We start from the raw sequence: 26,837 nt of genomic DNA, 5'->3' as shown, positions 1-26,837 counted from the left end.
ATTTTCGCGGTTATATGGCCCGTGTGGCCGTATCTGAGTTAATCCCCCCAGGGGTAGCGTGCATCCACATCGTGTGGATCAAGGTTGAGATAAGTCGCCACCAGCACCGTCAGAATTTCTTGTAGCAATTGCTGGCGTTGTTCGCTGGTGGCTGCGCGTTGTTCTATGGGTTTGCGAAATAGCACAATGCGTGCACGCGTGGGTTGCCCCTGTGCATCAATTCCTGGTTGTAGCACCCGTCCCAGTGGCACCGGCCCATCGCTGAAGATTTCATCATCGATCAGCGCTAAGTCGGAGCCCAGGTTCATTCGTGGCACGGTATCAACCGCAAGATCTAATGATTCTAGCTGCGGGGCGAACGCAGCATGGATGGAGCTAAAGGCATCCAATGCAGCCATGTCGAATTGCTGGCTACGTGAACGAAACCGTGGGGTTTGCTGCGGCAACACCACGCCACGCAAGCCACGGCCATGGCGGTTGCGGTAGGGGCGTAGTTGTGCGCTGTTGCTCATGGAATCAGCATAGAACTCGTGTGCTTGCGCACTAGTTGCGCCACGCCGAAAATTCTTGCGGAACTACCGTTTGCGTGTGTGATCGATGAGTCTTTAAACTTGGGAGCGTGAACCAGATTCGTCGCTGTTCCCGTCCTGGCTGTGGTCAGCCTGCACTCGCAACCCTGACGTATGCGTATGCCGAATCTACGGCGGTAGTTGGCCCGTTGACCTCGCAACCTGACCCACATAGTTGGGATTTATGTCAGAAACATTCGGAAAAAATCACTGCGCCAATCGGGTGGGAGATTGTGCGCGTCGGGGATATAGATATTGACGACGAAGAAGATCTGGTCGCTCTTGCCGCGGCAGTACGGGAAAACGGGCGTGTTACTAGTGGTCTGGTGGAAGACCCGGACGCGAGCCCGGTTGCGCATACTTCGGCATTCGCAGATGCGGCAGATCCGGAGCGCTCTAATCACCCGGTGCACCGAGTTCCACGGGTGGTGGAACAAAAACAGCAGCGCCGTGCGCACTTGCAAGTGGTTCCAGAAACTGACTCTGTCGAAGATTCCGCTAGTGAGGCAACCGCTCCTTCTGTAAACGTGAATGGCAGCCGACACGCGCTAAGCCAGCGGGCGGGCGTCGGCAAGCAAGATCTCATCCATGACGCAAGTGCAGCCGAGGTCACAGAAATTACAGAATCTACAGACAATTCGGGCGCTGGCCACAAGGTAGACGCTGCCGACGAAGCTGCTGATTTTGTGGATGGCCAGGGCGCTGTTGAGCAATCCACCAGCGAAAATGGTGGGGACCCCGTTGATTCCATGCTGGCGGAGTTGCGTGACTCTTCGACGACAGATTTTGCAGCGTTGTGGCCCGACGATTCCTCGGAGGAACCGCGGGCTTAATTCTGGCTAGTCATCGGCACGCTTCTCGGCGAGACCGTTAGAATGGCCTATATGTATTCTGCACAATTCCTCAACTCTGTCATTAAGGCCTACGATATTCGCGGCTTGGTGGAATCCGAGATTACCGCGGATTTCGTTCGTAACGTTGGACGCGCGTTTGCAGATTTCCTGAAAAACCACGGCAACGAGACTCGTGTCGCGGTTGGCCACGACATGCGCCCGTCCTCCCCAGAATTGGCAGAGGCTTTTGCTGAAGGAGTAGCAGAATCCGGCTTGGATGTTACGGCTTTGGGGCTGGTTTCTACCGATGAATTGTATTTCGCGGCTGGAAAAATGGAGTGTGCTGGAGCGATGTTTACTGCTTCGCATAACCCAGCTTCCTACAACGGCATCAAATTGTGTCGGGCTGGAGCCAAACCAGTAGGGCAAGATACCGGGCTCGGAATCATTACTGATTATTTGGCGAACCACACCGACGACGGCACCAACGGTGCCCCGGCGCAACAACGGGGAACCATTAGCAAGCACGAGATTCTGGATGATTACGCGCGTTATCTCAACGAACTCGTGCCGCTTTCTAGCACCCGTCCGTTGGTGGTGGCCGTTGATGCAGCAAACGGTATGGCAGGCCACACGGTGCCTGCGGTGTTTGCTGATCTGCCGATTGATATCTGCCCTTTGTATTTCGAGCTCGATGGCACGTTCCCGAACCACGAGGCCAACCCGCTGGACCCGAAAAACCTCGTAGATTTGCAGCGTTTCACCATTGAACAGGGCGCGGACTTAGGGCTGGCCTTTGACGGCGATGCCGACCGGGTATTTTTGGTTGATGAAAAGGGGCAGCCGGTCTCACCTTCAGCTATTTGTGCCCTGATTGCTGAACGTATGCTACAGCGCTACCCAGGGGCGACGATCATCCATAATTTGATTACCTCGAAGATGGTCCCGGAGCTGGTAGAGAAAGCTGGCGGAACCGCGGTGCGCACAAAGGTGGGGCACTCATTTATCAAAGCGGAAATGGCGGAGCACAATGCTGTTTTCGGCGGCGAGCACTCTGCCCATTATTATTTCAGTGAGTTTTTCAATGCTGATTCCGGCATGCTGGCTGCGTTGCACATGCTTGCGGCGTTGGCCACCTATGAGGGTACGCTTTCGGAGCTGATGGAGTCGTATCAGCACTATTCGGCTTCCGGGGAGATCAATTTCACGGTTACTGACCAAGCAGCTGCCCGGGAGAAAGTCCGCGCGGCTTTCGCGGACCGGGCCGCTGAGATCGACGAATTGGACGGTATGACTGTGGATTTAGAAGGTAGCGCTGCCTGGTTCAATTTGCGTGCGTCGAACACAGAGCCCCTGCTGCGTCTAAACGTAGAGGCGGAAACACCCGAGCAAGTTTCCGCGCTTGTCGACGAAATCTCTGGGTTGGTGTCCTAGCCACGGTTACGGAACAGCAGCTTCGTTACAACAGCTTTTCTCACCGCAGCTTTAGCCTGTAGCAGGACCTCAGTTACCACCCCGCAGTAGAAGGAAAATTTTCGATCTATGCAGCCACTTCGACCGGCTATTCGCCATTACCCTTGGGGCTCGACTACCTTGATCCCAGAGTTGGCTGGGCAACCAGCCACCGGTGATCCAGTGGCCGAACTTTGGTTTGGAGCGCATGCGACCGGCCCTGCTTACGTGGCGCAGCCTGACGGTGCGCTTAAGGGCTTGGATGAGATAATCGCGGCAGATCCTGAGTATCATTTGGGCGCGCGCGTGCAAAAACAATGGGGTTCCCGATTGCCTTTCATGCTGAAGCTGTTGGCGGCCGGTGAGCCGCTTTCGCTGCAGGCACACCCTAGTCTGGCAGAAGCCGAAGAGGGGTTTGCGCGAGAAAACGCTGCTGGCCTGGCCCTGGATGATCCGCGGCGTAATTATAAGGATGCCAACCACAAGCCTGAGCTTATTGTCGCGTTGACTCCGTTTCGTGGATTAGCGGGATTCCGGAAAGCGAGCTCCACCCATAAACTGTTTTCTGTTTTGAATTGTCCTGAGCTGGAGCCATATGCCGAGCTGTTGGAGAACGTGGAAGAGGACAACGAAGCAGCACAGCTACATACGCTGTTTCGCTGTTGGGTGACGCTTGCCGAAGATGAACGTAAGCACTTGATAAGCGCGATCGTGGATAAAGCCTGCGAGGTACTTGCCGACGAATCTAGCTGGCAATCCTACTCCGAGTGGATGCTTGACAGCCTGCGCACGGTGGTGGACTTGCAGCGTCGCTACCCGGGTGATATTGGGGTGCTAAGCGCTCTGTTATTGCATCATGTTTCCATGCAACCAGGGGAAGCACTGCGTTTGGAAGCGGGGCAATTACACGCTTACCTGTCTGGCTTGGGTGTGGAGATCATGGCTAGTTCGGACAATGTGTTGCGTGGAGGGCTTACAGAAAAGCACGTTGATGTGCCGGAGCTGTTGTCATTGTTGCAATTTTCCAGTGTGCGGGATCCGATCATGGAACCGGAACTCATTGCTGAGGGGCAGTACAATTATCCCTCGCATACGGAAGATTTTTTGCTGGAACGCGTCCAGTTAACCAGCCAGCACCCCAGGGTACGGTGTGACTATGGGGGGCCGGCGATTGCTTTAGTGACCCGCGGTGCGGTGGAATGCAACGGGCGTATGCTGCGGCCGACAGAAGCGGTGTGGCTACCGGCGGGGGCGGCTGACAATGGCTTTGTCCTCGTGGATGCTGATGAGAGTGTTCACGACGGAACGCGCGCCGGTGCTGAATCCGGTGCCGAGTTGTTTATCGCCCGCGTTTGATCCGGTAGCGAGGATTTTTTAGTGTGGCTAGGTTACAGCTAGCGGCTGCAGCCCAGGCTGTGGCTCAGGTAGTGGGCCAGGTTAGTTGCTCAACCAAGACGAGCTAAGGGACGAGCCTGAGTTCTTTAGAGCTTCACTGATAGCATCGCGCAGCCCCTGCGGTTGTGGGTGGTTTTCTCCAGCTGCGCTCGCGCTATTAGAACCGACTGCATCATGGGGGCCATCGCTTGCGTGGTTGCTGGCATGGTTACCCTGCTGGTGGCGTTGCGTTTCTGCGCCGGGAGCGGGGGGAGCCACCGGATCTGGTTGGGCTGGCTGGTTTTGGGCTCTTTGTACGCGTGCAGCCTGTGGATCGGTTGCAACCCGTGCATCAGTGCCCGTGCTTTCTGCGGGCTGCTGATTTCCGGGCTGTTGCTTATTGTTGGGCGTTAGACCTGCCCGATCTAGGGTCTCGTTGATCAGAGGCTGCGGATCAAGATCTGCCAATTTTGGGATTGCGCCGGCGACGTTATCTGCTGGAGAGTTCGGCTTTGGTGCTTGCTGCTGTGCCGGCTTTGGTTCTGCGATTACGAGGGGTTCTTGTGGCTCTTGGTTTTCGCGACTGCCGGAGCCACCCTGGGTACCCTGTTGTTGCTGCGGCTGCAGAGCCTCAAACCCGCGGGGCCGGTAAACAACTGTCGGCTGGACCGGGTCTGGGTTTTCTTGGAGAACAGCGTGAGGGGGTAGAAAGGGGTCGGCAGCGTCAATCTGGGCTCGGCGGGAGGGCTTTGTGCCCCGTGGTGCTAGTACCTGCTCGTTGGCTTCGGCAAGGTTCTGTGGTGCGACAGGCCGTTGGCCGAGGGTCGAATCCGAGCCAGGGAGAGTCTGACGCGAGGCGTTTCCGTCGTCTTGGGATGCGGAGTTTGTAGTGGAATCGGCTGGGCTGGCAGATTCTGTGATGGTAGTCGTCGAAGTTTGCGTGTGTCCTGCTTCTTGTACTTGTGATGCCGTCGAAAAGTTTGCCGGTTCTGAAAACTGCCAGACTCCGAAACCAATTATGCCCGCAGCAAGACAGCCACTACCGATGAAAGCGATGGCCCTACGGGTTTCCTGGCTCATGGGACACATGACCTTCCGCGTTGATTGCAACTTGATAACAAACCATAACAGCTTCATTCCAAAGTAGTAAGGCCTTGGCGTCGCAAAGTCGATATTGTGAGACAGCTTATACTCGATAGTTCAGGGTCGGCTTTTATATGCGCCCTCCCCTTATGTATTCCGGCGACTCATATGTACTCCCGCGACGCAGGTGCATTTCGGCAACTCAGATGTACTCCGGTGACCCAGACAGTGCTTGCGTTGCTGAAATGTTGAGTAAATATGCCAAACTAGATCAGCTGAACCAGACTAGATCAGCTGAATCAGTTCGACACAACATCACAAAGGTATGGAGTAAGCAGTGGCCTCTTCAACAACACCGGCAGCATGGGAACAGCCCGCATCGTGGGAGGATGCAGAATCCTGGGACGAAGCAATCTTCTCTGACGAAAACAATCAGGATTTCCTTGATGAACTCGTAGATCTTGACGACGAAGATGTAGTCGAGTCGGTCCGCGATGCCTGCCTGTTAGCTGCAGGCAACAACGCCAACAACGTCGAAATTAGTAACGGCTATGCAGCTGCCACGATCGCTGCAATCTGGAGCGGTGCACCATTTTTCGCCGGCGAAATAGTCTCTGCTTATCCGTTCGTTCGCGAATTGGTGGGGAGCAGCGACGAACAACTCACTGAAGCCGCCGCAGAACTGTTGGGCGAGCTGGATGTCGACTTCGACCTCGACCCATTTTTGGAAGCTCTGTCTTAATGCTTATCGCGATCGAAGGCATCGATGGTGCCGGGAAAAACACCGCAGTCACAGAGCTAACCCGTCGTTTCCGACAAAGCGGCATCAGCGTGGATGTCTGGGGGTTCCCAGATTACGACAACTCCATCCATGCGCAGTTGGCTCGCGAGGCTTTATATGGGCGGATGGGTGATCTCAGTGATTCCGTCTATGCCATGGCCACCCTTTTCGCTCTGGATCGCGCGGCTAGCCGCGAGAAATTGCGGAGCTACCTTGCCGACGGTACCCACCGCGATTCGGTGTTGATACTCGATCGATACGTCGCCTCAAGTGCGGCTTATAGCTGGGCGCGTACAGGCGAAGAAACAGTGACGGACTGGGTCGCACAACTCGAATTCGGACGCTTGGGTTTGCCGAAACCAGATTTACAGATTCTGTTGGATGTTCCAGTCGACGTCGCTGCTGCGCGCGCACATTCCCGAGCGCAGGCGGATGCCAGCCGCGAACGTGATCACTATGAGCGCGATAGCAGCCTACAAACCAAAACAAATGCCGCATATCACAAACTTGCTGCGACAAATTGGGCAAGTCAATGGCTAGTCAGCGAAGACATCGATAAGATAATGGCAACGATCGAAGCGCGCCGGGCCGAACTGGCCTGAAACACCACTCTCGGAGGAAGAACACGACGATGGCAGCAACCATTCTGGTAGTTGACGATGACCCCGCGATTTCCGAAATGTTGACTATCGTGCTGGAATCTGAAGGCTTTCATCCTATCGCGGTGACTGACGGTAACGAGGCTGTGCCGGCGTTTCGTGAGCACGAACCGGATTTGATTCTGCTGGATCTGATGTTGCCGGGCATGAACGGGGTAGATATTTGTCGCACGATCCGTACCGAGTCGTCTGTGCCGATCGTGATGCTGACAGCAAAAACCGACACCGTTGATGTCGTGTTGGGCTTAGAATCGGGTGCTGACGACTACATCACTAAGCCGTTTAAACATAAAGAATTGATTGCGCGTATCCGTGCTCGCTTGCGCCCAGCGGTAGAACCTGGGGAGCCAAAAGCGGATTCTCCGGAGACAATCGTCGTGGGTGATCTACACATTGATGTCAGTGAACACACGGTGACCCGAAACGGTGAAGAGATTTCGCTGACTCCACTCGAATTTGATTTGCTGCTGGAAATGTCGCGTAAGCCTGGCCAAGTACATACCCGGGAAGCATTGCTGGAAAAGGTCTGGGGTTATAAGCATGCCTCGGATACCCGGTTGGTGAATGTACACGTACAGCGCTTGCGGGCGAAGATTGAAAAAGACCCCGAGGATCCGCGGATTGTATTGACGGTACGTGGCGTGGGCTATAAAACGGGCAAGAAGCCTACCGCTTAGGCGTGAAGGAGCGTGAACGAATCCGCAAAGCCCGCTGAGGCGGTTAAGCCGGTTAAGCCTGCTGACTCCGAGAAATCTTTGTTTGCAGCCAAGAAACGGTTCCGCCACCTGCGCATCAGGTTGGTGGAGTTTTGGCGTACCTCGTTGCAGGTGCGACTAATTGTATCTATCTTCGTTTCCTCATTGGTCGTTATGCTGGTGCTGGCTTTTGCGTTGATCTCGGTGATCACGCAACGATTGGTGGATCAGAAGCTCGACGTCGCTAGCCAGGAGATTGATCGTGCACGCTTTGCTGTGGAACAACAGATCAACGCCACTGGTTCAGCAAACAGCGTGCAAGTGCGCATTACCTCTGCGCGCGCGTCGATTTCGCATTCGAGTAGCGAATCTACCGATTTAGCCACGATTTACGACACGATCATCGTCGTCGATAACGGTGATGGCTCTTTGACCACGGCACCGGAAGGTTTTCGGGTACCTGCAGAATTGCGCAGGTACGTCTCTGAAGGGCAAGTTTCTTATCAGTTCACGCCCGTCGAACGTGCCGATGGCACCGTCTATGATGCGTTGCTGATTGGTTCGCCGACAGAATCTGATATCCCGGGTGCACAGGTGTATTTGGCGCTGTCCATGGAATCGGAAGCATCCACGATGGCCCTGTTGCGCGGATTGCTATCCACGGCCGGCGTGGTTGTGTTGGTGTTGCTGGTGGGGATTGCCTGGTTGGCTACGCAACAGGTGATTTTGCCGATTCGTTCCGCCTCACGCACTGCGCAGCGACTAGCGGGAGGTCACCTGCGTGAGCGAATGGTGGTCGAAGGTGAGGATGAAATGGCGCGGTTGGCGATGTCGTTTAATGACATGGCGGACAAATTGGTGCGCCAGATTAATCAGTTGGAAGAATACGGCAATCTTCAGCGACAATTCACCTCCGACGTCTCCCATGAATTGCGTACACCCTTGACGACGGTGCGCATGGCCGCGGATATGATCGCTTCCGATTCTGAATCGCTGGCCCCGCACACCCGGCGCGCGTCGGAACTGATGACTCGCGAACTGGACAAGTTCGAAGATCTCTTGGGCGATTTGTTGGAGATTTCACGCCATGATGCCGGGGTCGCGGATTTGTCGGAAACGCAGATTGATGTGCGTTCTAGCTTGGAATCAGCCTGGAACCAGGTGGAGCATTTAGCAGATAAGTTGAATGTTCGTGTGCGGTTTACCGGGCTGGATGAGCCATTGACGATTGCTGGTGATTCTCGGCGTATCGAGCGGATTTTGCGGAATCTGTTGGCGAATGCGATAGACCATTCGGAGGGCAATCCGGTGCTGGTGAATGCTGCGGCAAATGATCACGCTATCGCAATTACCATCGCCGACCGCGGAGTGGGGTTGAAAGAAGGCCAGGAGGATTTAGTCTTTCACCGTTTTTGGCGAGCAGATGTTTCCAGGAAGCGCCATTCTGGCGGCACCGGTTTGGGCTTAGCAATCGCTCGCGAGGACGCCCAGTTGCATGGCGGTATTTTGGATGCCATCGGTGAGCTGGGTGTGGGGTCGACGTTTCGGTTAGTTTTGCCACGTACTCCGCGTGGTCCAGTCGACCCTGCTCCTTTGGAGCTGGCGGTGATGCTGGGCGCCGACGAACCGGAATTAACTGACGACGTAGACGACGCTGGTGCTGAGGCTGATTCTGGCGCTGGTACTGGTGGTGATGGTAATGCAGAATAAGCAGCGACGTACCCACCAATGTGGCGTCTTTGGACGGAGTTCCGCAGATACCCAGCATGGTGGCGTCGGCAAGCGCGGTGTGCAGGTTTTCCGACGTGGAAGCCTTGCGCTGATAGTGGCAAGCAGCCTGGGGTTTGTGGCGGCATGTAGTTCATTGCCACGTGATACCGGCCCGCAAGCGTTGCGCCCGTTTGAGGCGTCTTCCAACCCGGATGATGATATGAATGTTGGTCCGACTGATGGGCAAGAACCAGATTTATTATTACGGGAATTTTATCGGGCCTCGGCTAGCCCAGAAGGTGATTACCGGGCCGCCAAGCGGTACCTCACCGAGAATGCCGAGGGCAACTGGCAGCCACACCACGACGACATGTTGATTGTGGACCGAATCGAATTCAACACTGCGTCTGGGCCAGCGGATTCCACGAAGCGGAAGTTCGACGTGCGCGGTACTGTCATTGGCAAATTAGGTGATGGCGGAAAGTATCTGCCCGAAGATGGTTTGTATGAGACTAGCGTGGAAATGGAGCTGGTGGACAATCAGTGGCGGATTTCCTCACTGCCATCCGGAGTAGTGATTGAGCGTAATGAGCTGCGGAACCAGTATCAGCCGCAGTCGCTGTACTTTTTTGATTCCACTGCCAGCGTGCTGGTTTCTGATCGGCGCTGGTTGTATTCGCAGCAAGAATCGCTGGGCGCGTCGTTGGCAACGATGCTAGTAGAAGGTGCTAGCTCACGTTTGGCCCCAGCGACGAAAGATTATCTGCCGGAAGATGCCACTTTTTTGGGGATTGATGAGGGCACTTATAATTTCTCCGGCATGTCCTCGTTGAGCTCTGAGCAGCGTATGCAATTTGCCGCACAATTGGTGTGGACGTTGGCGGGAGCTTCGGTTCCCGGGCCATATTCAGTCTTGATTGATGATGTTCCGGTGGCTGATGGTTTGGAAACTTTGTCGACCGATGATTTTGCGGGGTTGAATCCCAAATCATCGACCGATGGAGTGAGCTCGCTATATGCTTTAGCAAATGGTTCTTTGGTGCGTGTTGCTTCAGATCAGCGCGTGCCGCTTGACGACGCAGCAGGCGAATTACGGGATATCAGTGCCGCCGATATCGGGGTTGATGGAACGGTTGCCGTGGTGCGAGCAAAGAACACCGGGGTGGCGCACTCTGCAGGCCGTGGCGAATCCCAGCTATTTATCGGTGAGCTTGACGGCAAGCTGGAAAAAGCGCTGTCTAGTGAGTTCATTACTCGCCCAACATTGGAGCGGACCGGCGGCGCGGTGTGGGTGTCTACGCAGGACAAAAAAGTTGTGCGTGTGGTGCGTGCTACGAGCTCTGGCGAGCTGACTACCAGCAGCGTGGATACCTCAGCCTTGGATGATATAGACGGCGAGATTTCCGTATTGCGCTTGTCTAATAGTGGTGCAGTTGCGGCAATGATTATCGATGGCCATGTGTATACCGGGGTTGTACAGCACACGACTTCTGGTGAGCGCAAGATCGTGAATGTGCATGAGATGGCCACCGAAATCGGTGGTACCGCGTTGAGTTTGGATTGGCAGCCGGATGGCTCGTTGTTGGTGGGGACGTCTGCGGCTGATACGCCGGTGTGGCGTGTAGAACAGGATGGCTCGGCGGTGTCGTCGTTGCCTTCGGGCAATGTGACCGCACCGGTGGTGGCCGTAGCGGCTTCTGGTTCAACGCTGTATATCACTGATGCGCATGCGACGCTGCAGCTTCCAGCCAGTGGCAGCGAGACATCGTTCTGGCGGGAAGTACCTGGTTTGCAGGGGCAGCGTTCGGTTCCTGTGGTGGCGAACTAGCCGGCTGACAATAATGGGGGGATCATGTCGAAATTTCGTCGTCGTGCTGGTCGTGCCGGTTTTATTGAATTGGTCTTGCCACGCGCGTGTGCTGGCTGTGGTGTGCCTGGGCAGCTACTGTGTCGGCAATGCCGTACGCTGCTGGCCCAGCCGCCTCGTCGTATCGCCCCGAAAGCTGATGTGCTCGCGCCTGTCTATGCTTGTGGTGGCTATGGTGGCCCGCACCGCGAAGTCATCTTAGAAATGAAAGAACGCAATAATCGTGCAATCCGTCCGTATATTGCTGCGGTTTTACGGGCAGCGGTAGAAACCTTGCAGGCGCGCGGCGAATTCTCGCATCGATTAACACTCGTCCCGGCGCCCACACGAACTCACTCCGCGAGACTACGTGGTGGTGATCCAATCACCCAGTTATGCACAGCTAGCGGCTTTCCGACGCGACAAGCAGTGCGCCTCGCGTCGTCGATGCCGGATCAGTCTGGGCTCAACCGCGACGACAGGTTGCACAACGTCCGCGGCAATGTTCAGCTGGTGCGCTCTGTGCCACGCGGGGCCGAGGTGGTGGTTGTGGATGACGTGATAACCACCGGGGCAACACTGGCCGCGACTGTCGACACGCTTACTTATGCTGGTGCAGACGTTGCTGGGTGTGTGGTTTTGGCGGCTGCGTAAAGCTAGGAGAAGCCAGGAAAGCTCTGAAAACTTTTTCCAATTAAGTGCTAATTCCCAGTCCAAACCCAGGTCAAACTAGTTCGCGGTTGATACAATAAAAGTAGAGCAACCGAGATGAAAGGGAAAGATTACAGTTATGACTTTCGACGTAAACAACGACGCTCAAGCCCCAGAAGCCCAGGTCACCATCACTGGCCGCAATGTTGAGGTGCCGGAGCACTTCGCGGAGCGCGTTAACGGAAAACTCTCCCGCATCGAAAAGCTGGACCCCACGCTGACGTTCTTCCATGTGGAGCTGAAGCAAGAGCAGAACCCTCGTCGTGAGGATCAAGGCTCCCGCATTCAGATCACCGCCACGGGCAAGGGTCACCTGCTGCGTGCTGAGGCCAAGGAAGATTCCTTCTACGCGGCTCTGGAAACCGCTATTCAGAAGATGTCCCGCAGCCTGCGTAAGGTGAAGGTCCGTCGCGAAGCCGCTAAGTCCGGTCACCGCGCACCAAAAGGTACCGGTGAACTAGCAGCTGAGATGGTTGCAGCGGCGAAAGCTGAAGCTAAAGAACAGGCTCAGCAGTCGAAGTACGATATTGACCCATACGCTGATTCCGTCGAGGACATTGAGCCGGGCCAGGTCGTTCGCGAGAAGGAGCACGCCGCTGTTCCAATGAGCGTCGACGATGCTCTATCCGAAATGGAGCTGGTAGGACACGATTTCTACCTGTTCATCAACGCCGAAAACAACCGCCCGTCGGTAGTTTACCGTCGTCACGCCTTTGACTACGGTTTGATCTCTCTGACCGAAGGCGACGAGAGCTAATCGCTACCACAGCGTATTAATGGCTGGCGCATCGCCAGCTACCTTGCCCGCCCAGGCCGATGATTCCCAAGTGTGTTGCTCATTAACATCGGCCTAGGGCAATTTTTTGTTGCTGCGCGCGTAGAATAGCTCAGAGCAAAACCTATTCGTGACTTTAAAGGATGGCACACCTGTGTTTGGACTTTCTAAGCTTCTCCGGGCTGGTGAAGGCAAGACCGTCAAACGCCTGAAGAAAATCGCCCAAGACGTCATGGCCCTCGAAGACGAGTACGCCGCACTGTCTGACGAGGCACTGAAGGACAAAACGGGCGAATTCCGCAAACGGCTAGCCGACGGCGAAGACCTCAACGACATCATGCTGGAAGCATTCGCGGTGGCCCGCGAAGCCTCTTGGCGCGTATTGGACCAGAAGCACTTCCTAGTGCAAATCATGGGCGGCGCCGCCCTGCACTTCGGCAACGTCGCAGAAATGCGCACCGGTGAAGGTAAAACCCTCACCTCCGTACTCCCGGCCTACCTCAACGCACTGGAAGGCAAAGGCGTCCACGTCGTCACGGTCAACGACTACCTGGCCAAACGTGACGCCGAAATGATGGGCCGTGTACACCGCTGGTTGGGCCTGGAAGTTGGCGTGATCCTTTCACAGATGCGCCCCGAAGAACGCCGTGAAGCCTACGCCGCCGATATCACTTACGGCACCAACAACGAACTTGGATTTGATTACTTGCGCGACAACATGGTGCGCCAGTTGAAAGATGCCGTGCAGCGCGGACACAATTTCTGCATCGTCGACGAGGTGGACTCGATTCTTATCGACGAAGCCCGCACCCCGCTGATCATTTCCGGTCCCGTTGATGGCAGTTCCCAGTTCTATTCCGTGTTCGCCCAGTTGGCACCACGCATGCGCGAAGGCAAGCACTACGAAGTCGATCACCGCAAGCGCACCATCGGTATCAGTGAAGACGGCGTCGAATACGTCGAAGACCAGCTGGGTATCGACAACCTCTACGCTCCAGAGCACGCGCAGCTGGTGTCGTTTTTGAATAACGCGCTGAAAGCCAAAGAGCTATTTGTGCGCGACAAGGACTACATCGTCCGCGAGGGTGAAGTCATGATCGTCGACGGCTTCACCGGCCGTGTCTTGGCTGGCCGCCGTTTCAGTGAAGGCATGCACCAGGCGATCGAGGCAAAAGAAAACGTCGAGATCAAAAACGAAAACCAAACCTTGGCCACAGTCACACTGCAGAACTACTTCCGTTTATACGACAAGATTTCCGGCATGACCGGTACTGCAGAAACGGAAGCCGCCGAGCTGAACTCGATTTATAAGCTGGACGTTGTTCCGATCCCGACGAATAAACCAAACCAGCGTGTGGATCACTCCGACCGCATCTACAAAACGCAGGAAGCAAAGTTCTCCGCAGTCGTGGAAGACATCGCCGAACACGTTGCTGCCGGGCAACCCGTCCTGGTGGGTACTACCTCGGTGGAGCGCTCTGAATATTTGTCGCAGCTGCTCACTCGTAAGGGCATCGAGCATAACGTCTTGAACGCGAAGTACCACGAAGAAGAAGGCAATATCATCGCGCGTGCGGGCCTGCCGGGCAACGTTACCGTCGCGACGAACATGGCTGGCCGTGGTACCGACATCGTGCTGGGCGGTAACCCCGAGGTCATTCTCGATATGCGTCTGCGTCAGCGCGGCCTGGATCCGTTCGACGACGAAGAGGCCTACCAGGAGGCCTGGGACAACGAAATCGAAGACGAAAAGGCGAAGAGTAAACGCCGCGGCGACGAGGTCCGTGAATCCGGTGGCTTGTACGTGCTGGGTACCGAGCGCCACGAATCCCGCCGTATTGATAACCAGCTGCGTGGTCGTTCCGGCCGCCAGGGTGATCCAGGTGAAACTCGGTTCTACCTGTCTATGCGTGATGAGCTGATGGTGCGCTTCGTCGGCCAGTCCATGGAAAACATGATGAATCGCCTCAATGTGCCAGACGACGTTCCGATTGAGGCGAAGATGGTCTCGAACTCCATCAAGGGCGCGCAGGCGATGGTAGAAAACCAGAACTTCGAAATGCGCAAAAACGTGTTGAAGTACGACGAGGTGCTCAACGAGCAGCGCAAGGTGGTTTACCAAACGCGTCACGAGATTCTGACCTCACAGGACATCTCTGCTCACGTGCGCAAAATGATTGACGACACCATCAGCGCTTATGTTACCGGCGCTACGGCGGTTGGCTACGTCGAAGACTGGGATCTCGACGAGCTGTGGAATGCCTTGAACACCCTGTACGAGCCGACGATTGCTTGGCAAGCACTTGTCGACGGCAGTGAATATGGCTCTAAGGGCGAACTCAGCGCAGAACAGCTTCGCGAAGCCGTGACCGCCGATGCGCAGAAGGAATATGACGAGCTGGAAAAAGCAGTCGCCGAAATCGGTGGTGATGAACAAATGCGCAACACCGAGCGCATGATCATCTTGCCGATTATTGATCAGAAATGGCGTGAACACCTCTATGAGATGGACTACCTCAAAGAGGGAATTGGCCTGCGAGCCATGGCTCAGCGCGATCCCCTGGTGGAATACCAGAAAGAAGGCGGCGACATGTTTAACGCCATGAATGAAGGCATTAAGGAAGAAACCGTGCGCCAATTGTTCATGCTGCGTAAACGTTTCGCCCAACAGAGCGAGCAAAATAATGATCCTGGCACCCCGATTCAATCTGCCGGTGGCGGCGCCACCAACAGCATCATGGGTGGTTAAGAAGCCAGTACCCGAAGGCTTAACAACTGATCGTCGCCGCACACCGCGGTAAACCCGTAACGGCGGCGGGTCGTGGTGTCCCCAATTAAGGCAGTACCAAATAGTTCCCAACCATCGGGTTGGGTAGACGATGGTCTGCTGTGTAAGGACTTAACCGCCACCGGGCCAGAAAGTTTGTTCTTTTGCTCAGCCCGTGCCCTGCGCTGCTGCGCGCCGATATGGATGCGCACCGCCGCACCGAAACGCATGCTACGTATTTGATGCGGCGGGCGTACCCCGCTTAAAATTTCCAAGGCAATTTGCAACAACGGTGCATACTGGTGCAAAACGTCGATAGTGGTACCGTCATTGTCTCCATTGTGCTCTGGCTCATCTGGAATATGCACTCGCAGGTGCGCATAGCCCGGTATCGCAGCGAGCATGCTTTCCCTCCCCGAAAAAGATGTGAAACAGGTATGGTATCCAGTGTGCCTGGTCGACGACGACCTGTGTGGAAGTATCGGCAAAAAATGCCAACACTGCCCGAATCCTAGGGCGAAACAACGAAATAACCTGGGCAAAAGGAAGAATATATGCGTGGATTAATCCTGGATTATTCTGGAGTTTTGGATGGCTCCGAAGAAGATCAGCGCCGCTGGCGCAACCTATTAGGCGCAGCCCGTGCAAACGGCGTTGCCACTGCAATTCTGTCTAATCACCCAGGAGGGCCAGAGGCAGAGGCTATTCGTGAATGGGAATACCGCGGCATCGTTGATGCTGTCCTATTGTCCGGTGAGATCGGCATGGAAAAACCGGAAATGGGCGCATTCCAACATGCTGCTGCTGCTATGGATCTACCTCTGAATGACTGCGTGATGGTCGATGACGGCATCGATAACGTGCGTGCCTCGGTCGGCTACGGCATGGTGGGCGTGCTGTATACCCAGTTCGACCGCTCAGGTGTAGAAGTACAGGCAATTTTCGATATCGACGGAGAATTCTAGAATGCGCATCTACCTGCCTGCAACGTTTAGCTTGCTTAAGCAGTGCGCTGAGAAAGGCGAATTCCCGGCCCAAGGCGGTTGGGCGTTTGCCGTAACGGACGCATTGCGGGATTTTTTCGACTCCGGTGAAGAAGAAGAGATTGCGATGATCGCTTTTGATTCCGCCGCGGAAGCTTCCCTACGCTTGCTGACTACCGGCGACTCCGAACTCCCGCATCGCCGGGTGGTGATTTCTGCAGATGTCCCAGACTCGTCGTGTACACCGGACCCCGAGATGGGGGAACCAGTCGTCAAACTGGATCCCGCAACTATCGAGATTCGGGATTTCGCAGCCATCCATATGGATGTTGCGGATGCCGAAGAGGCTACCGCCAAAGCTATTGAGCTGATTGATGCGGCTGATTTGGGCGACGAAGATGCAGAGCTGGCAGTAGGCGATGCCCAAGATAACTTGATGGCGTATTACGACGCCCACGAACTCAACGCTTTGGTGCAGTTGAGTAATTAGTTTTCCCAGTCGACGTTACTGCGCAGCGCGGTAAGCAGTCTGCGTACCGCGCCACGGCGATTGCGAGTTGCTGTGAGATCTGGATCCTGCGCGTCGAGCTCGTCGAGCGCGCATTCCGGGTCCGCGGGAGGGCCGATATGCGAACAACCCCTGGGGCAATCTTCGGTGATTTCATTGAGATCATCGAAGACTTGCAACACCGTCTCGGCGTCGACATGCGCTAAACCGAATGAGCGGATTCCTGGTGTATCAATCAGCCAACCGCCAGGGGAGCCTTCGACGTCGGTAAGCGTTTCTGGCAGCCGCAATGCGACCGATTGTGTTGAGGTGTGTCGACCACGACCGATTGCAGAAACCGCACCGGTGGCGCGGTCAGCATTCGGCACCAAGCGGTTGACCAAGGTGGATTTGCCGACGCCTGAGTGTCCAATCAGTGCCGTGCGATGGCCAGCTACTAAACGGGAAACTTCGTCGAGTCTGTCGGAGGTGCCGGCGCACACAACGGCGATATCTAAGCCAGCAAACTGGGCGGCAAAATCGGTGGGGTCAGCAAGATCCGTTTTGGTTAGACACAAAATTGGCCTGATATTGCCCGCGAAAGCCGCGATCAAGGCTCGTTCGACAAACCCAGTGCGTGGTGGGGGATCTGCCACAGCAGTGACAATCAGCATCTGGTCCGCATTAGCGACAACAATGCGCTCATAGGGGTCTGTGTCATCTGCGGTGCGGCGCAGCACAGAACTACGGTCTGAGAGTTTCACGATACGCGCGAGAGTATCTTTTTTCCCCGACGTATCGCCGACTACGCCGACACGGTCGCCGACCTCAACAGGGGTGCGACCCAACTCGCGTGCACGCATGCATACGACATCGGTGCCGTCGTCCAATGCTACGGTCCAACGGCCACGGTCTTTACCGATCACCATTCCGAAGACTGCATCCTTGTGCTTCGGCCGTTTTTTCGTCCGGGGTTTTGACCCTTTGCCCGGGCGAGTTTTCACGTCTGATTCGTCCCAATCACGCCGAGTCATCTAGGACACCATCGCTTCCCACATTGTGGAAAAACCCGGAAGCGTCTTCGCGGTCGTGGCAATATTTTCCACCTCGATGCCGGGGACGCGCAGGCCAATGATTGCGCCGGCAGTAGCCATTCGATGATCGTGGTAAGAATGCCACTGACCTCCGTGCAAAGCCGAAGGCTCGATGTGTAAACCGTCGGCATGTTCTTCGCAGTTGCCACCGATGCGATTAATTTCGGTAGCCAATGCGGCCAAACGATCAGTTTCGTGCCCGCGTAGATGAGCGATTCCGGACAAAGTCGACGGAGTCGTCGCCAGGGCCGCTAACGCTGCCACGGTGGGAGTGAGCTCACCGATATCCCCCATATCCCGGTTGATACCGAGCAGTTTTCCATCGGTAGGGCCGGTGACACGCAAATCCCCAGAGCTGTGCAGTTGCACTTCGCAACCCATTTCTTGCAAGATCGGGCGGATTTCATCGCCCGGTTGCGTCGTCCTTTCGGGCCATTGGGGGATGGTGACGGTGCCGCCGGTTACTGCTGCTGCAGCCAAGAACGGCGTGGCATTGGAAAGATCCGGTTCGATATCCCAGGTTCCGCCCCGGATGGGACCTGGATGTACACGCCACTCATTATCGGCGACATCAACGCACACCCCGGCATCGCACAGCATTTCGACGGTCATGGTGATGTGCGGCATCGACGGCAAGGAATTGCCAATATGGCGCACGGTAATGCCCTCGGTGTAGCGGGCCGCAGAGAGCAACAACCCGGAAACAAACTGCGAGGACCCGGATGCGTCAATCTCGACGACGCCGCCAGCTGGCGTTCCCGAGCCTAGGATCCGAAACGGGAGATGTTCGCCGCTGACGGCGACACCAAGTGCCCGCAGTCCGTCGAGCAGCGGACCAATGGGGCGCGCCCGGGCTTGCGCGTCGCCATCGACCTCCACTGGTCCAGCTGCCAGTGCCGCTAGCGGCGGCAAAAAACGCATAACAGTACCGGCTAGGCCACAATCGATGGTGGCGGGCTGCAGCGGTGCTGGCTCGACGGTGATGCGATCTTTTAATTCGGTGACGTTGACCCCCATCGCGCGGAGTGCTTGTGCCATGAGCTGCGTGTCGCGTGAGTGCAAAGGCCGCAGAATTGTCGATGGGCGATCGGCTAGACTGGCTAGTACCAAGGCGCGATTGCTCAGGGATTTGGACCCCGGGATCGTTTGTACGTGTGAAACCGGAGAGGCGGCGTACGGGGCAGCCCAGAAATTGCTCATGGACGCCATGATAATAGAGACTGGACCGTCATCGGTGGCGCTGGACAGGAGTGCGCAGCGCCAGGTGGGTAGTGCAGGAAAGGACACGTGGATGAGAACTGAGCTCAGCGACGCACCGGCGCTAAAAACGGACCGTGCCGAACAGCCCGCAGCCGCTACGGCGCAACCAAGCGGCGACTTTGAAGAACTAGCGTTGCCATTATTGGATCAGCTCTACGGTGGGGCACTGAAAATGACTCGGAACCCACAGGATGCCGAAGATCTGGTGCAGGAAACTTACCTGAAAGGATTCCAGAATTTCGCCAAGTTCACCCCGGGCACAAACCTGAAAGCTTGGCTGTACCGGATCATGACCAATACCTATATCAATGGGTATCGGAAAAAACAGCGTCAACCGGTGCATACCAGTGCCGACGAGCTGACCGACGGGCAGTTGTATACCAGCTCTGGGCATGATCCCACCGGTTTGGTATCTGCAGAAGTGGAAGCGCTGGCGATGATGCCGGACACCACGATTGCTGCGGCATTGAACGATCTTTCTGAGGACTACCGACGCGTGGTCTATTACTCTGATGTCGTCGGGCTGGCGTACAAAGAAATAGCGGAAGTGCTGGAGATTCCGCTTGGGACGGTGATGAGCCGGCTGAATCGGGGAAGAAAAAAGCTACGCGAGACGTTAAAGGAAGTGGCGGCCGAACACGGAATCGCAGCCGCACAAGAGGCGGTGGAAAACTCTGCAGGAGACAAACCGGCGGTGTCCAAGGCCTCTGGGCCACAAACGGCAGACGCAGCGAAAAATGCAGCGAACAGCAAAGAAGGTGAGCGCTGATGCAACAGTGGAACACGCACAACAGTGTAGGGGCTAACGATGCAGCAGCTAGTGATGAGAATGCTCAGTGGACAGCAGCTAATCGACAAACAGCTCGGCAGGCAGAAAGTTATGCCCCGTGTGGGTGCAGCCCAGAACGAGTGAACTATTTAGTGGGGTTGCTCATCGACGGTGCAGAAAACGGTGCGCTCAACTTGACGGAACTGCAGGACGTACGGGCTGAACTCGCCACATGTGAGCTGTGCTATCAGCGTTTAGAACAGGAAGAGCGTTTTCGTGCGATGCTCAACCGCTGTTGCAACGCGGTGGAGGAAAACGCAGAAACCGCAGCGCCGCGGAGTCTACGAGAGCGCATCATCGTGTCTATTCGAACCGAGCGGACCACGACGGTACGTATGAGTCAGCGCACCATCGGCGACGGCCGAGCAGGGTGATTGAAACCGATAATGTTCAGGGTTTGTTAGTGCTTGGATTGTCAGGGCCTGGACCGTTGGCGTCTGGATCAGCGAAGCTCTGCGATGGCTCTGATGCGCCGAGCTAAGAGGAGGGCGAGGTAGGGCAAGGAAAAAGGCAGCTCCCACAGTGTGCAGGTGCTGCCTTTTTGTATGTTTTCACATACTATCCGCCATTTGGACGTTTACCGCGGTTAGCGGATTTTTTCCGGCGGTCTTTACGCTTACGACCACGCTTGCTCATTGTGATCACTCCTTTAGCAATAGGAACGGTTAACAGAAACTATACTAGCGAACCCTGTTCACACTATAGACAACCGCACATATGAATTGTGGTTGTTGCGGAAAAGGGGAAAGCGCGATAAATATTAGGCGTTGACGCGGGCGCGACGGCCACGGTTGCGCTTGCGCTTGAGGGCGCGACGTTCTTCTTCCGACATGCCGCCCCAGACACCAGCATCCTGGCCAGTTTCCAGGGCCCACTGCAGACAGTCGTTAGTTACAGGGCAGCGGTTGCACACCAGCTTCGCCTTTGCCACTTGGGTCAATGCTGGGCCCGAGTTGCCGACTGGAAAAAAGAGTTCTGGATCTTCATTGCGGCAGATTGCTTCGTGGCGCCAATCAGACATGCTGTGTGCTCCTTAGTGGTCGAGGTCAGGGAATAAATCGGAGAGGTGGATACCTCTGCGGTGCTACCGGCCGGGTTTTGTGCCAAAAACTCGCGCGGCGCGCGGTAGTTGGCCCGGAGTCTTCGGGATGTATCAGCGGTGCGTGCGCTTGCTCGCTGTGCGTGCTGCTGCTGATCCGGAATAGTGCCGGTTAGCGGCCTATGTTGTCGCTATGAAGGAATGATTACATGAATAAAAGGTGAATGCTAGGGGTCTGCCATAAATAGTGAGTTAAATCATGCAGCGCGAATGTAATTTCCGAGAGGAATGCTGGCGGTTCTTTTTCGGCAAATCCTTTATCTATCGCTAGCTTGCTGCAGTCGGTAGAATACTGCACGTGAATGCCCGATCCGAAAATTCTGCGATGCCAGAAAAACCAGAATCCGCAGTAAACAACCCTGCAAAAAAAGAAAAACCTTTGCAGCCACCAGCGACGATCAAATTTGCGTCGCTGATTGCCGTGGTGCAGTCGGTGATTGCGCTGATTTTTGCGGGGGTGCTGATTTGGCGCGAGATCATCAATGCAGAAAACAACAGCATCGCATCAGATGCTGCCACGGCGAACTGGATTGGGGCTGGCACTGCCGGTTTCATTGCCATTATCTTCGGCACGATAGTGGCAGCGGCGCTCTCGCAATATCGTGGTAAGCGCTGGGGGCGCGGTCCAATCGTGTTGTTGCAGGTGATTCTGGCTGCGTCGTCGTTTCAGATGATGTCGGGTGGGGCAGTGTTTTTCGGCATCTTCATCTTGGCTTCGGCTGTGATCGCCTTGCTGATGATCTTTCACCCGCAGTCGAATGCTTGGATGGAACTGCATTACGCACCACGTCGCCGAGGCTAATACTGCCGAAGCGAGTATCGCAGGTGCCTAATGGTAGGGGCTGAGTGATAGGGCATTAGATCGGTAGGGGTGGGGATCCCGCTGCGAAATTAGCGCAGAACCACCAACTCAGTTCCGCGCTTTTCGACGATATGCTCGCCAGCAACCGCAAGCGAGACAGGGCCACGGTAATCTCCGCGGTCTAACGGGATGGTGCGTTCAATTTCTCCGTTGTTCCAGTTAACAACGCTGATCCCAAATTCTGTTGGCACTAGCGCTTTGCCTTCCACCGCAACTCCGGTGCCTAGTGCCGCTTCAATAATATGCTCGACCGCTAGTTCATTTGGGGTGAAAAAATACAGGCGGTGGCCATCGAACCAGGTCATGTGGTGTGGCAGATCTGCGGTCGCTGGGACGGTGAAGTTTCCCAAATCTGCTGCTTCGACTACACGACGCTGGCTCGTGCGGGTCCCGTCGGTATTAAAAGACATCAGTTCTGGTTGCTCGCCGGGGAGATAGACGGCTGCAGCATCTTGTCCTATAGCAACGACATGCGCGCCTGGGTGGTCTAAGCCAATACTGGAATTGACCTCCGGCACTCGCGAATCTTCCGGCGTCGCTTCCTGCAGCCGTAACACGCTGTGTTGGGGGTCGTTGGGACAGTGTTCAACGACTGCAAGCAATTCTGTACGAGTTAAGGCTGAATGGATGGAACAATTTGCGTTTGGTTGGCTGTTTGGTTCTTGCGGGGCTTCCACAGAACCGTATTCCACTGTGCGAACCAAATCCGAGCGCCACAGTTCTACGCGTTGTGCAGAGACTATCCCGACTCGATCATTGGATTGGACCCCACCGACAACATCCGGTGCTACGGCCGAGCGGGTGGCATCATATTGTCCGGTAGCGGCATCCAAAGCAATGACATCGCCGCACCCGGCAGCAGTACGGTAGGTGAGCACGACACTATCCCATGCACTACCGATGCTGCAGAGCGGATACTCGCGGGAATATTCCCAATGCGGTGTCGCTTCTGTATGGGGCGTTTCCTCGCTGGACGCAGTAGCTTGGGCAATTTCGGCGCCCCGAATAGCGCCAGATTGCGGCCCGTCGGCAAGAGATTCTGGGGCATAAGCACGCACCCGGTGCATGCCATCGTGTTCGTCGTATGTGATGAGTAATCCCGCTGCCACTATTGGTGGTTGTGCCGGGCTAGTCGCGGGATCTGCACCAGGAAACTGCTCCGAGTGTAGTCGGCCAATTTCGGTAAATTCTTTCGGGATCTCGCTGCGTGGTTCCGGAGCGGCGTAGGCCTGTTCGGCGAGAACTAACTCGCTGTTGCGGATCGATGCACCGGAATACACGATTGACACGGCAAGCACCGCGATGGTGGCGACGGCCGCCATGACGGTGAGATCTGTGCGTGTGCGCCGTAGTGGTGCCGAAAATGGCACTGTACCGGTGCGGGTATCGATGGTTGGTTTTGGGGTCATGTTCTCTCGCCTTGTCACTAGCGCTTCGGCTTCTGCCGCGGGCCGCGAGAGTCACCGGTGCGCTTTTTCCGGTGCCTATCCGGATCCACGCCAATGACCTGGGTGGCTGGACCCACGCGGTTGCTGATGTCGGAGGGCAGGTCGAACGCGTCGGCAAGTTCAGTGGAGGTAGAAAACCATTCCGGTGGGGTTGGCTGGCCTAACGCTAGTTCGTCGTTAATCACGCGCCATTTGGATATTTCTTCCAAGCCGACGAGAGTAACTGCGGTGCCGGTCTTTCCCGCGCGCCCGGTACGGCCAATGCGGTGGACAAACGTCATGGCGTCGTCGGGAAGATGATAATTAATTACGTGGGTGATCGAATCAATATCGATCCCGCGAGCGGCAACGTCGGTAGCGACTAAAACGTCGACGCTATGCGCGCGTAAAGCAGCTAAGGCTTTTTCGCGCTGCGCCTGGTTAAGATCACCGTGTACTGCAGCAACCCGGAAACCCAGCTCGGATAAATCATTTGCCAGGAAGGCAGCCGATCGCTTCGTGCGGGTGAACACCACCGCTTGTTCCCGGCCCGGACTTTGCAGGATCCGAGAAACCAGCGCGAGCTTATCCAACTGGTGGGCTTGGAAAACCACCTGTCGGGTGCTCGTGTGGGTAGCGCTTGCCGACGGATCTTCGGCATGAATATGGATCGGCTTGTGCTGGAATTTCCGAGTTAATGCCTTGATTTGGCCAGGCATGGTGGCGGAAAACAGCATAGTGTGTACCCGTCGTGCGGGGGTTTCAGCTGGCGCCTTTGGCTGTAAGGCCTGGAAAATTCGCTCGATATCCGGCAAAAATCCTAAATCCAGCATCTCGTCGGCTTCGTCAAGCACACAGATTGCTACGCGATCCAGCTGCAGATAACCCCGTTGATGCAGGTCAAGCACACGCCCTGGTGTGCCGACGACTACATCAACGCCGTTTTCTATTTGTTCGACTTGTTTTTCGATCGATGCCCCACCGTAAATCGTCAATGTGCGTACTGGTGTGTAGCGGCTGGCGCGGGACAGATCCGCGCCGACCTGGCTTGCCAGCTCGCGTGTTGGGACGATCACCAGTGCACGGGGAGTGCCGTCGAGTTCGGGGATGTCTGCGTCATCGAAGACGCGGTCGAGCAGTGGGATTCCAAAACCTAGGGTCTTGCCCATGCCGGTGCGAGCTTGCCCAATCAGATCTTTGCCATCGAGTGCGAGGGGCAAGCTGAGTTCTTGGATAGCGAAGGTGTGGTGGATGCCGTCGTCGGCAAGCGCCTCGCAGATTTCCGCTGCCACGCCTAATTCTGCGAACGTTGGCGTGGCGGGCGGGGTAGATACATTGCGGGAAGACACACCTTGATACTAACCGTTGCGGCTAGTCCGGCATAGAAACCGCACCGATACAGAATTTTGAGAACTTGACTAGAATATGGGATATGAATATCAAAATTGGTCTGATTGAATCTCCACGTGAGCTAGTTATCAACTCTGAGCTGTCGCATGACGAGGCCGTGAAGCTCGTCAAGGATGTACTGGGCAAAGCTGATGATGTCGTTGAGCTTGCGGACGCGAAAGGTCGCAAGTACCTGGTGCGTACCAACGCAATCGCTTATGTGGAAGTTGGTAGCAGTGAGCAGCCAATTGTCGGTTTCGGCGGCGCCTAAGCCTGGGCGTCGAATATTTCTCGCCGGGCCCTAGGAAAGCTGAAGAAGCTGAAGAACCTGAGGAAGCTAAGGAATTGGGCGCTGCAGTTCGGGCGCTGCAGTTCAGGCAGAACCCAAGGGCCCGGGATAGGCTCCGATAGCGAATTATGAAAAACCAGGTAGTGCAATTTGTCGAGAATTATGGCTGGCGGCGCGCGGTGGTTATTCCCGTGCTGCTGGTTTTAACCGCTGCTGTGCTCGTGCAAATCGCCAGTGGCGACAGTAGCGATTCTGCTCAGTCTGGCGGTGCACATGCGGATTCGTCCGCGGAACACCATCGTGGTGGCAGCGCTCATGACAGGCACGGTGGGCACGATGACCCGGAAAGTGAACTTGGGTTAGGGCCTGATCCGGGTTCGGCAGCGCGAGCGGAGCTGGGATTACGTGATTTGCCTGCGGGTGGGATTTATTCCGCCAATGGTATGGGCGAATTCCGTGCTATTGGAACCCCAGGGATGGAAGCCGGACTGGGAACCGAAAAGACGATTCGCTATACGGTGGAAGTAGAAAAAGGTCTGGACACCGTACCCTATGGCGGTGATGATGCCGTTGCGCGTTTGGTTGATGCAACATTGTCTGATCCGCGTGGGTGGACTTACGATCCAGCTTTTAAATTTGTTCATGTTGGTGCGGAGGAAAATCCTGACACCCGGATTTTATTGGCTTCGGTGACTACCACCGCTGATATGTGTGGGGTAGACCTGGAATTAGAAACCTCGTGCCATACGACGATCACGGGTGGTTCCACGGTACTGCTCAACGAGTCACGCTGGGTTCGTGGGGCTACTCCTTTTCAAGGTGATCTGGGTGCTTACCGCCAGTATTTAATCAATCACGAAGTCGGGCATGCGATCGGCTATCCGCACCACCAGGCTTGCACAGGCGATGGGAATCTTGCGCCGGTGATGATGCAGCAAACGATCAGCCTGCAAAATTCTGAACTTTTTCAACTGAATCCGGATGAGGTTTATCCGGATAATCCTGATACGTGCCGGCCAAACCCATGGCCGTACCCGCGCCCGCTTCCTAACGGCGCGGCACTCCATGCCCTGCACGAACCGGAGAAAGAGGCCTAAATACAGCCATGCCAGTGCCACCTAATCACGTTTGCGAAGCATTTCAGACGCCGAAAGAAGTCCCAGCTCCGTTGGGGCATGCTTGGGATAACGGAACAAAAATTGGGGACATGGCGCTTTCGCAAGCCACCCCGACTGCATTGTGGTCGGCCAAGGTGCGAGCCGGTTTATCTGTGGAAGGAGCGCGCATTGCTCGGCCGATTTTGTCTACTGATGGGCGCTACACAGTGGCTGGCTGGAAAGCTAGTGCCTGGAGCCAAGGAGACCTGGCGCGGCGGGTTGACGAAACTGCATTGTTAGCACTGAAGTTGGCCGACAGTTTGGCTTCTGTGCCTGCACCAACCGCGCAGCGGGATGATGTTTTTGCTCGCGCCGAAGCCGCCGCATGGCAAGAAACTGGGGAAGCATATCGGAGCCTGGCTCCGGATACTGAGCTCTGCGTCGGGCATGCTGATTTATTGGCCTCTACGATTTTCCATCACCTCTTGCCACCGACCATTGTGGATCTCGTGCCGACGGCAGCTCTGCGTCCGCGGGGCTATACCTGTGCGCTGGTAATTGTTGACGGCATGATCGCCGGAGCGGTTGATGATTCTATTTGTGATCGCTTTGCGCATATTCGCGACATCGATCAATTGCTTTTGCGTGCGGTGGCTTATCGTCGACACGTGAATAACCTGCACCCCGAGGCGAAAGCAAACACACGTTCGCATATTAACCGGGTCGAAGACCTTCTCGTGTCACGGGCGTATGCCATGCTGTAGTA

At 55.8% G+C, this 26,837-nt stretch carries 27 protein-coding genes and 1 pseudogene; 19 read left to right on the top strand and 9 right to left on the bottom strand.

Going from position 1 to position 26,837, the window contains the following annotated elements; all coding sequences use genetic code 11:
* Nucleotides 1–38: 38 nt before the first annotated feature.
* Nucleotides 39–512, bottom strand: a complete 474-nt coding sequence (locus O146_RS0106550; RefSeq protein ID WP_023018258.1) for a metallopeptidase family protein — start codon at nucleotides 510–512, stop codon at nucleotides 39–41.
* A gap of 107 nt (nucleotides 513–619) precedes the next feature.
* On the opposite strand from O146_RS0106550, the pseudogene O146_RS13010 reads away from it, so the two are divergent.
* The 3 genes and pseudogenes from O146_RS13010 to manA all read left to right on the top strand — a co-directional run.
* Nucleotides 620–1,045 (top strand): annotated as a pseudogene (locus O146_RS13010) (DUF3499 domain-containing protein); the annotation flags it as partial.
* Between the two features lie 408 nt (nucleotides 1,046–1,453).
* Nucleotides 1,454–2,836 carry a phosphomannomutase/phosphoglucomutase gene (locus tag O146_RS0106540; protein WP_027017994.1) on the top strand — a complete coding sequence of 461 codons (1,383 nt, stop codon included), beginning with the start codon at nucleotides 1,454–1,456 and terminating at the stop codon, nucleotides 2,834–2,836.
* A gap of 108 nt (nucleotides 2,837–2,944) precedes the next feature.
* Nucleotides 2,945–4,210 carry a mannose-6-phosphate isomerase, class I gene (gene manA / locus O146_RS0106535; protein ID WP_027017993.1) on the top strand — a complete coding sequence of 422 codons (1,266 nt, stop codon included), beginning with the start codon at nucleotides 2,945–2,947 and terminating at the stop codon, nucleotides 4,208–4,210.
* 81 nt (nucleotides 4,211–4,291) lie between these two features.
* Here manA and O146_RS0106530 read toward each other — a convergent pair whose 3' ends face one another.
* Nucleotides 4,292–5,308: a hypothetical protein gene (locus O146_RS0106530; RefSeq protein WP_027017992.1), complete on the bottom strand. Its 1,017-nt coding sequence runs from the start codon at nucleotides 5,306–5,308 to the stop codon at nucleotides 4,292–4,294.
* 340 nt (nucleotides 5,309–5,648) lie between these two features.
* Here O146_RS0106530 and O146_RS0106525 point away from each other — a divergent pair, with 340 nt between their 5' ends.
* The 8 genes from O146_RS0106525 (at nucleotide 5,649) to secA (ending at nucleotide 15,237) form a co-directional block, all read left to right on the top strand.
* A complete protein-coding gene (locus O146_RS0106525) occupies nucleotides 5,649–6,053 on the top strand; it encodes a DUF4259 domain-containing protein (RefSeq protein ID WP_021353652.1) in 405 nt (134 codons plus the stop codon).
* Nucleotides 6,053–6,694: a dTMP kinase gene (locus tag O146_RS0106520; protein ID WP_021353653.1), complete on the top strand. Its 642-nt coding sequence runs from the start codon at nucleotides 6,053–6,055 to the stop codon at nucleotides 6,692–6,694. Before O146_RS0106525 ends, O146_RS0106520 begins: the two co-directional genes overlap by 1 nt.
* A gap of 29 nt (nucleotides 6,695–6,723) precedes the next feature.
* Nucleotides 6,724–7,428 (top strand): MtrAB system response regulator MtrA, encoded by a 705-nt coding sequence (mtrA, locus tag O146_RS0106515; protein WP_021353654.1) that lies wholly within the window; start codon nucleotides 6,724–6,726, stop codon nucleotides 7,426–7,428.
* Nucleotides 7,429–7,536: 108 nt separating this feature from the next.
* Nucleotides 7,537–9,156 (top strand): MtrAB system histidine kinase MtrB, encoded by a 1,620-nt coding sequence (gene mtrB, locus O146_RS11345; protein WP_024272876.1) that lies wholly within the window; start codon nucleotides 7,537–7,539, stop codon nucleotides 9,154–9,156.
* The gene (lpqB, locus tag O146_RS0106505) at nucleotides 9,146–10,984 is read left to right on the top strand and encodes an MtrAB system accessory lipoprotein LpqB (protein ID WP_021353656.1); all 1,839 of its coding nucleotides are present in this window, start codon (nucleotides 9,146–9,148) and stop codon (nucleotides 10,982–10,984) included. Before mtrB ends, lpqB begins: the two co-directional genes overlap by 11 nt.
* 24 nt (nucleotides 10,985–11,008) lie before the next feature.
* A complete protein-coding gene (locus tag O146_RS0106500) occupies nucleotides 11,009–11,656 on the top strand; it encodes a ComF family protein (protein ID WP_051619308.1) in 648 nt (215 codons plus the stop codon).
* A gap of 136 nt (nucleotides 11,657–11,792) precedes the next feature.
* Nucleotides 11,793–12,470 carry a ribosome hibernation-promoting factor, HPF/YfiA family gene (gene hpf / locus O146_RS0106495; protein ID WP_021353658.1) on the top strand — a complete coding sequence of 226 codons (678 nt, stop codon included), beginning with the start codon at nucleotides 11,793–11,795 and terminating at the stop codon, nucleotides 12,468–12,470.
* Nucleotides 12,471–12,642: 172 nt separating this feature from the next.
* Nucleotides 12,643–15,237 (top strand): preprotein translocase subunit SecA, encoded by a 2,595-nt coding sequence (gene secA, locus O146_RS11340; protein ID WP_023018250.1) that lies wholly within the window; start codon nucleotides 12,643–12,645, stop codon nucleotides 15,235–15,237.
* On the opposite strand, the gene O146_RS0106485 is transcribed toward secA, so the two are convergent.
* Entirely contained in the window at nucleotides 15,234–15,659 is a 426-nt protein-coding gene (locus O146_RS0106485; RefSeq protein WP_027017988.1) for a hypothetical protein, read from the bottom strand. The genes secA and O146_RS0106485 overlap by 4 nt on opposite strands.
* A 150-nt stretch (nucleotides 15,660–15,809) precedes the next feature.
* On the opposite strand from O146_RS0106485, the gene O146_RS0106480 reads away from it, so the two are divergent.
* A complete protein-coding gene (locus O146_RS0106480) occupies nucleotides 15,810–16,220 on the top strand; it encodes an HAD family hydrolase (RefSeq protein ID WP_023018248.1) in 411 nt (136 codons plus the stop codon).
* Nucleotide 16,221: 1 nt separating this feature from the next.
* On the top strand, nucleotides 16,222–16,728 hold the full coding sequence (locus O146_RS0106475) for a DUF6912 family protein (RefSeq protein WP_021353662.1): 507 nt from the start codon (nucleotides 16,222–16,224) through the stop codon (nucleotides 16,726–16,728).
* On the opposite strand, the gene rsgA is transcribed toward O146_RS0106475, so the two are convergent.
* Nucleotides 16,725–17,759 (bottom strand): ribosome small subunit-dependent GTPase A, encoded by a 1,035-nt coding sequence (gene rsgA / locus O146_RS0106470; protein ID WP_027017987.1) that lies wholly within the window; start codon nucleotides 17,757–17,759, stop codon nucleotides 16,725–16,727. The genes O146_RS0106475 and rsgA overlap by 4 nt on opposite strands.
* Nucleotides 17,760–19,019, bottom strand: coding sequence for a 3-phosphoshikimate 1-carboxyvinyltransferase (gene aroA, locus O146_RS0106465; RefSeq protein ID WP_027017986.1), 1,260 nt, complete (start codon nucleotides 19,017–19,019; stop codon nucleotides 17,760–17,762). It abuts the gene before it with no gap.
* 91 nt (nucleotides 19,020–19,110) lie between these two features.
* Between aroA and O146_RS11335 the strand changes: the two genes are divergently transcribed.
* Both O146_RS11335 and O146_RS11330 read left to right on the top strand, forming a co-directional pair.
* A complete protein-coding gene (locus tag O146_RS11335) occupies nucleotides 19,111–19,848 on the top strand; it encodes a sigma-70 family RNA polymerase sigma factor (RefSeq protein WP_021353665.1) in 738 nt (245 codons plus the stop codon).
* Between the two features lie 140 nt (nucleotides 19,849–19,988).
* A complete protein-coding gene (locus tag O146_RS11330) occupies nucleotides 19,989–20,282 on the top strand; it encodes a hypothetical protein (protein ID WP_021353667.1) in 294 nt (97 codons plus the stop codon).
* A gap of 184 nt (nucleotides 20,283–20,466) precedes the next feature.
* Here the strand turns inward: O146_RS11330 and O146_RS13230 are convergent, their stop codons facing one another.
* Both O146_RS13230 and O146_RS0106445 read right to left on the bottom strand, forming a co-directional pair.
* Nucleotides 20,467–20,544 (bottom strand): 50S ribosomal protein bL37, encoded by a 78-nt coding sequence (locus O146_RS13230; protein ID WP_369707185.1) that lies wholly within the window; start codon nucleotides 20,542–20,544, stop codon nucleotides 20,467–20,469.
* Between the two features lie 124 nt (nucleotides 20,545–20,668).
* The gene (locus O146_RS0106445; RefSeq protein WP_021353668.1) at nucleotides 20,669–20,929 is read right to left on the bottom strand and encodes a WhiB family transcriptional regulator; all 261 of its coding nucleotides are present in this window, start codon (nucleotides 20,927–20,929) and stop codon (nucleotides 20,669–20,671) included.
* Between the two features lie 376 nt (nucleotides 20,930–21,305).
* Between O146_RS0106445 and O146_RS0106440 the strand changes: the two genes are divergently transcribed.
* Nucleotides 21,306–21,809 carry a hypothetical protein gene (locus tag O146_RS0106440; RefSeq protein WP_051137335.1) on the top strand — a complete coding sequence of 168 codons (504 nt, stop codon included), beginning with the start codon at nucleotides 21,306–21,308 and terminating at the stop codon, nucleotides 21,807–21,809.
* 89 nt (nucleotides 21,810–21,898) lie between these two features.
* On the opposite strand, the gene O146_RS0106435 is transcribed toward O146_RS0106440, so the two are convergent.
* On the bottom strand, nucleotides 21,899–23,278 hold the full coding sequence (locus tag O146_RS0106435; protein WP_051619306.1) for an Rv3212 family protein: 1,380 nt from the start codon (nucleotides 23,276–23,278) through the stop codon (nucleotides 21,899–21,901).
* A gap of 17 nt (nucleotides 23,279–23,295) precedes the next feature.
* Nucleotides 23,296–24,645, bottom strand: coding sequence for a DEAD/DEAH box helicase (locus tag O146_RS0106430; protein WP_027017984.1), 1,350 nt, complete (start codon nucleotides 24,643–24,645; stop codon nucleotides 23,296–23,298).
* A gap of 83 nt (nucleotides 24,646–24,728) precedes the next feature.
* On the opposite strand from O146_RS0106430, the gene O146_RS0106425 reads away from it, so the two are divergent.
* The 3 genes from O146_RS0106425 (at nucleotide 24,729) to O146_RS0106415 (ending at nucleotide 26,835) form a co-directional block, all read left to right on the top strand.
* The gene (locus O146_RS0106425; protein WP_021353672.1) at nucleotides 24,729–24,956 is read left to right on the top strand and encodes a DUF3107 domain-containing protein; all 228 of its coding nucleotides are present in this window, start codon (nucleotides 24,729–24,731) and stop codon (nucleotides 24,954–24,956) included.
* 146 nt (nucleotides 24,957–25,102) lie between these two features.
* Nucleotides 25,103–26,071, top strand: coding sequence for a DUF3152 domain-containing protein (locus O146_RS0106420; protein ID WP_021353673.1), 969 nt, complete (start codon nucleotides 25,103–25,105; stop codon nucleotides 26,069–26,071).
* 8 nt (nucleotides 26,072–26,079) lie between these two features.
* A complete protein-coding gene (locus tag O146_RS0106415; RefSeq protein ID WP_021353674.1) occupies nucleotides 26,080–26,835 on the top strand; it encodes a hypothetical protein in 756 nt (251 codons plus the stop codon).
* Nucleotides 26,836–26,837 lie beyond the last annotated feature (2 nt).

Origin of the sequence: Corynebacterium pseudodiphtheriticum DSM 44287, from assembly GCF_000688415.1 — a bacterium.
GTDB classification, from domain to species: Bacteria; Actinomycetota; Actinomycetes; order Mycobacteriales; family Mycobacteriaceae; genus Corynebacterium; species Corynebacterium pseudodiphtheriticum.
Note: the sequence above shows the minus strand (reverse complement) of the source record. Positions and strands in the feature narration are given on the sequence as shown.

Excerpts from the sequence above, each read along its gene's own strand:
- rsgA (WP_027017987.1), bottom strand. The coding sequence starts at position 17,759 with ATGACTCGGCGTGATTGGGACGAATCAGACGTGAAAACTCGCCCGGGC.
- O146_RS0106420 (WP_021353673.1), top strand. The coding sequence starts at position 25,103 with ATGAAAAACCAGGTAGTGCAATTTGTCGAGAATTATGGCTGGCGGCGC.
- O146_RS0106435 (WP_051619306.1), bottom strand. The coding sequence starts at position 23,278 with ATGACCCCAAAACCAACCATCGATACCCGCACCGGTACAGTGCCATTT.
- O146_RS0106480 (WP_023018248.1), top strand. The coding sequence starts at position 15,810 with ATGCGTGGATTAATCCTGGATTATTCTGGAGTTTTGGATGGCTCCGAA.
- aroA (WP_027017986.1), bottom strand. The coding sequence starts at position 19,019 with ATGAGCAATTTCTGGGCTGCCCCGTACGCCGCCTCTCCGGTTTCACAC.
- O146_RS11335 (WP_021353665.1), top strand. The coding sequence starts at position 19,111 with ATGAGAACTGAGCTCAGCGACGCACCGGCGCTAAAAACGGACCGTGCC.
- O146_RS0106485 (WP_027017988.1), bottom strand. The coding sequence starts at position 15,659 with ATGCTCGCTGCGATACCGGGCTATGCGCACCTGCGAGTGCATATTCCA.
- O146_RS0106530 (WP_027017992.1), bottom strand. The coding sequence starts at position 5,308 with ATGAGCCAGGAAACCCGTAGGGCCATCGCTTTCATCGGTAGTGGCTGT.
- hpf (WP_021353658.1), top strand. The coding sequence starts at position 11,793 with ATGACTTTCGACGTAAACAACGACGCTCAAGCCCCAGAAGCCCAGGTC.
- lpqB (WP_021353656.1), top strand. The coding sequence starts at position 9,146 with ATGCAGAATAAGCAGCGACGTACCCACCAATGTGGCGTCTTTGGACGG.
- O146_RS0106520 (WP_021353653.1), top strand. The coding sequence starts at position 6,053 with ATGCTTATCGCGATCGAAGGCATCGATGGTGCCGGGAAAAACACCGCA.
- O146_RS0106445 (WP_021353668.1), bottom strand. The coding sequence starts at position 20,929 with ATGTCTGATTGGCGCCACGAAGCAATCTGCCGCAATGAAGATCCAGAA.
- O146_RS0106475 (WP_021353662.1), top strand. The coding sequence starts at position 16,222 with ATGCGCATCTACCTGCCTGCAACGTTTAGCTTGCTTAAGCAGTGCGCT.
- O146_RS0106550 (WP_023018258.1), bottom strand. The coding sequence starts at position 512 with ATGAGCAACAGCGCACAACTACGCCCCTACCGCAACCGCCATGGCCGT.
- O146_RS0106415 (WP_021353674.1), top strand. The coding sequence starts at position 26,080 with ATGCCAGTGCCACCTAATCACGTTTGCGAAGCATTTCAGACGCCGAAA.
- O146_RS0106425 (WP_021353672.1), top strand. The coding sequence starts at position 24,729 with ATGAATATCAAAATTGGTCTGATTGAATCTCCACGTGAGCTAGTTATC.
- manA (WP_027017993.1), top strand. The coding sequence starts at position 2,945 with ATGCAGCCACTTCGACCGGCTATTCGCCATTACCCTTGGGGCTCGACT.
- O146_RS13230 (WP_369707185.1), bottom strand. The coding sequence starts at position 20,544 with ATGAGCAAGCGTGGTCGTAAGCGTAAAGACCGCCGGAAAAAATCCGCT.
- O146_RS0106540 (WP_027017994.1), top strand. The coding sequence starts at position 1,454 with ATGTATTCTGCACAATTCCTCAACTCTGTCATTAAGGCCTACGATATT.
- mtrA (WP_021353654.1), top strand. The coding sequence starts at position 6,724 with ATGGCAGCAACCATTCTGGTAGTTGACGATGACCCCGCGATTTCCGAA.
- O146_RS0106500 (WP_051619308.1), top strand. The coding sequence starts at position 11,009 with ATGTCGAAATTTCGTCGTCGTGCTGGTCGTGCCGGTTTTATTGAATTG.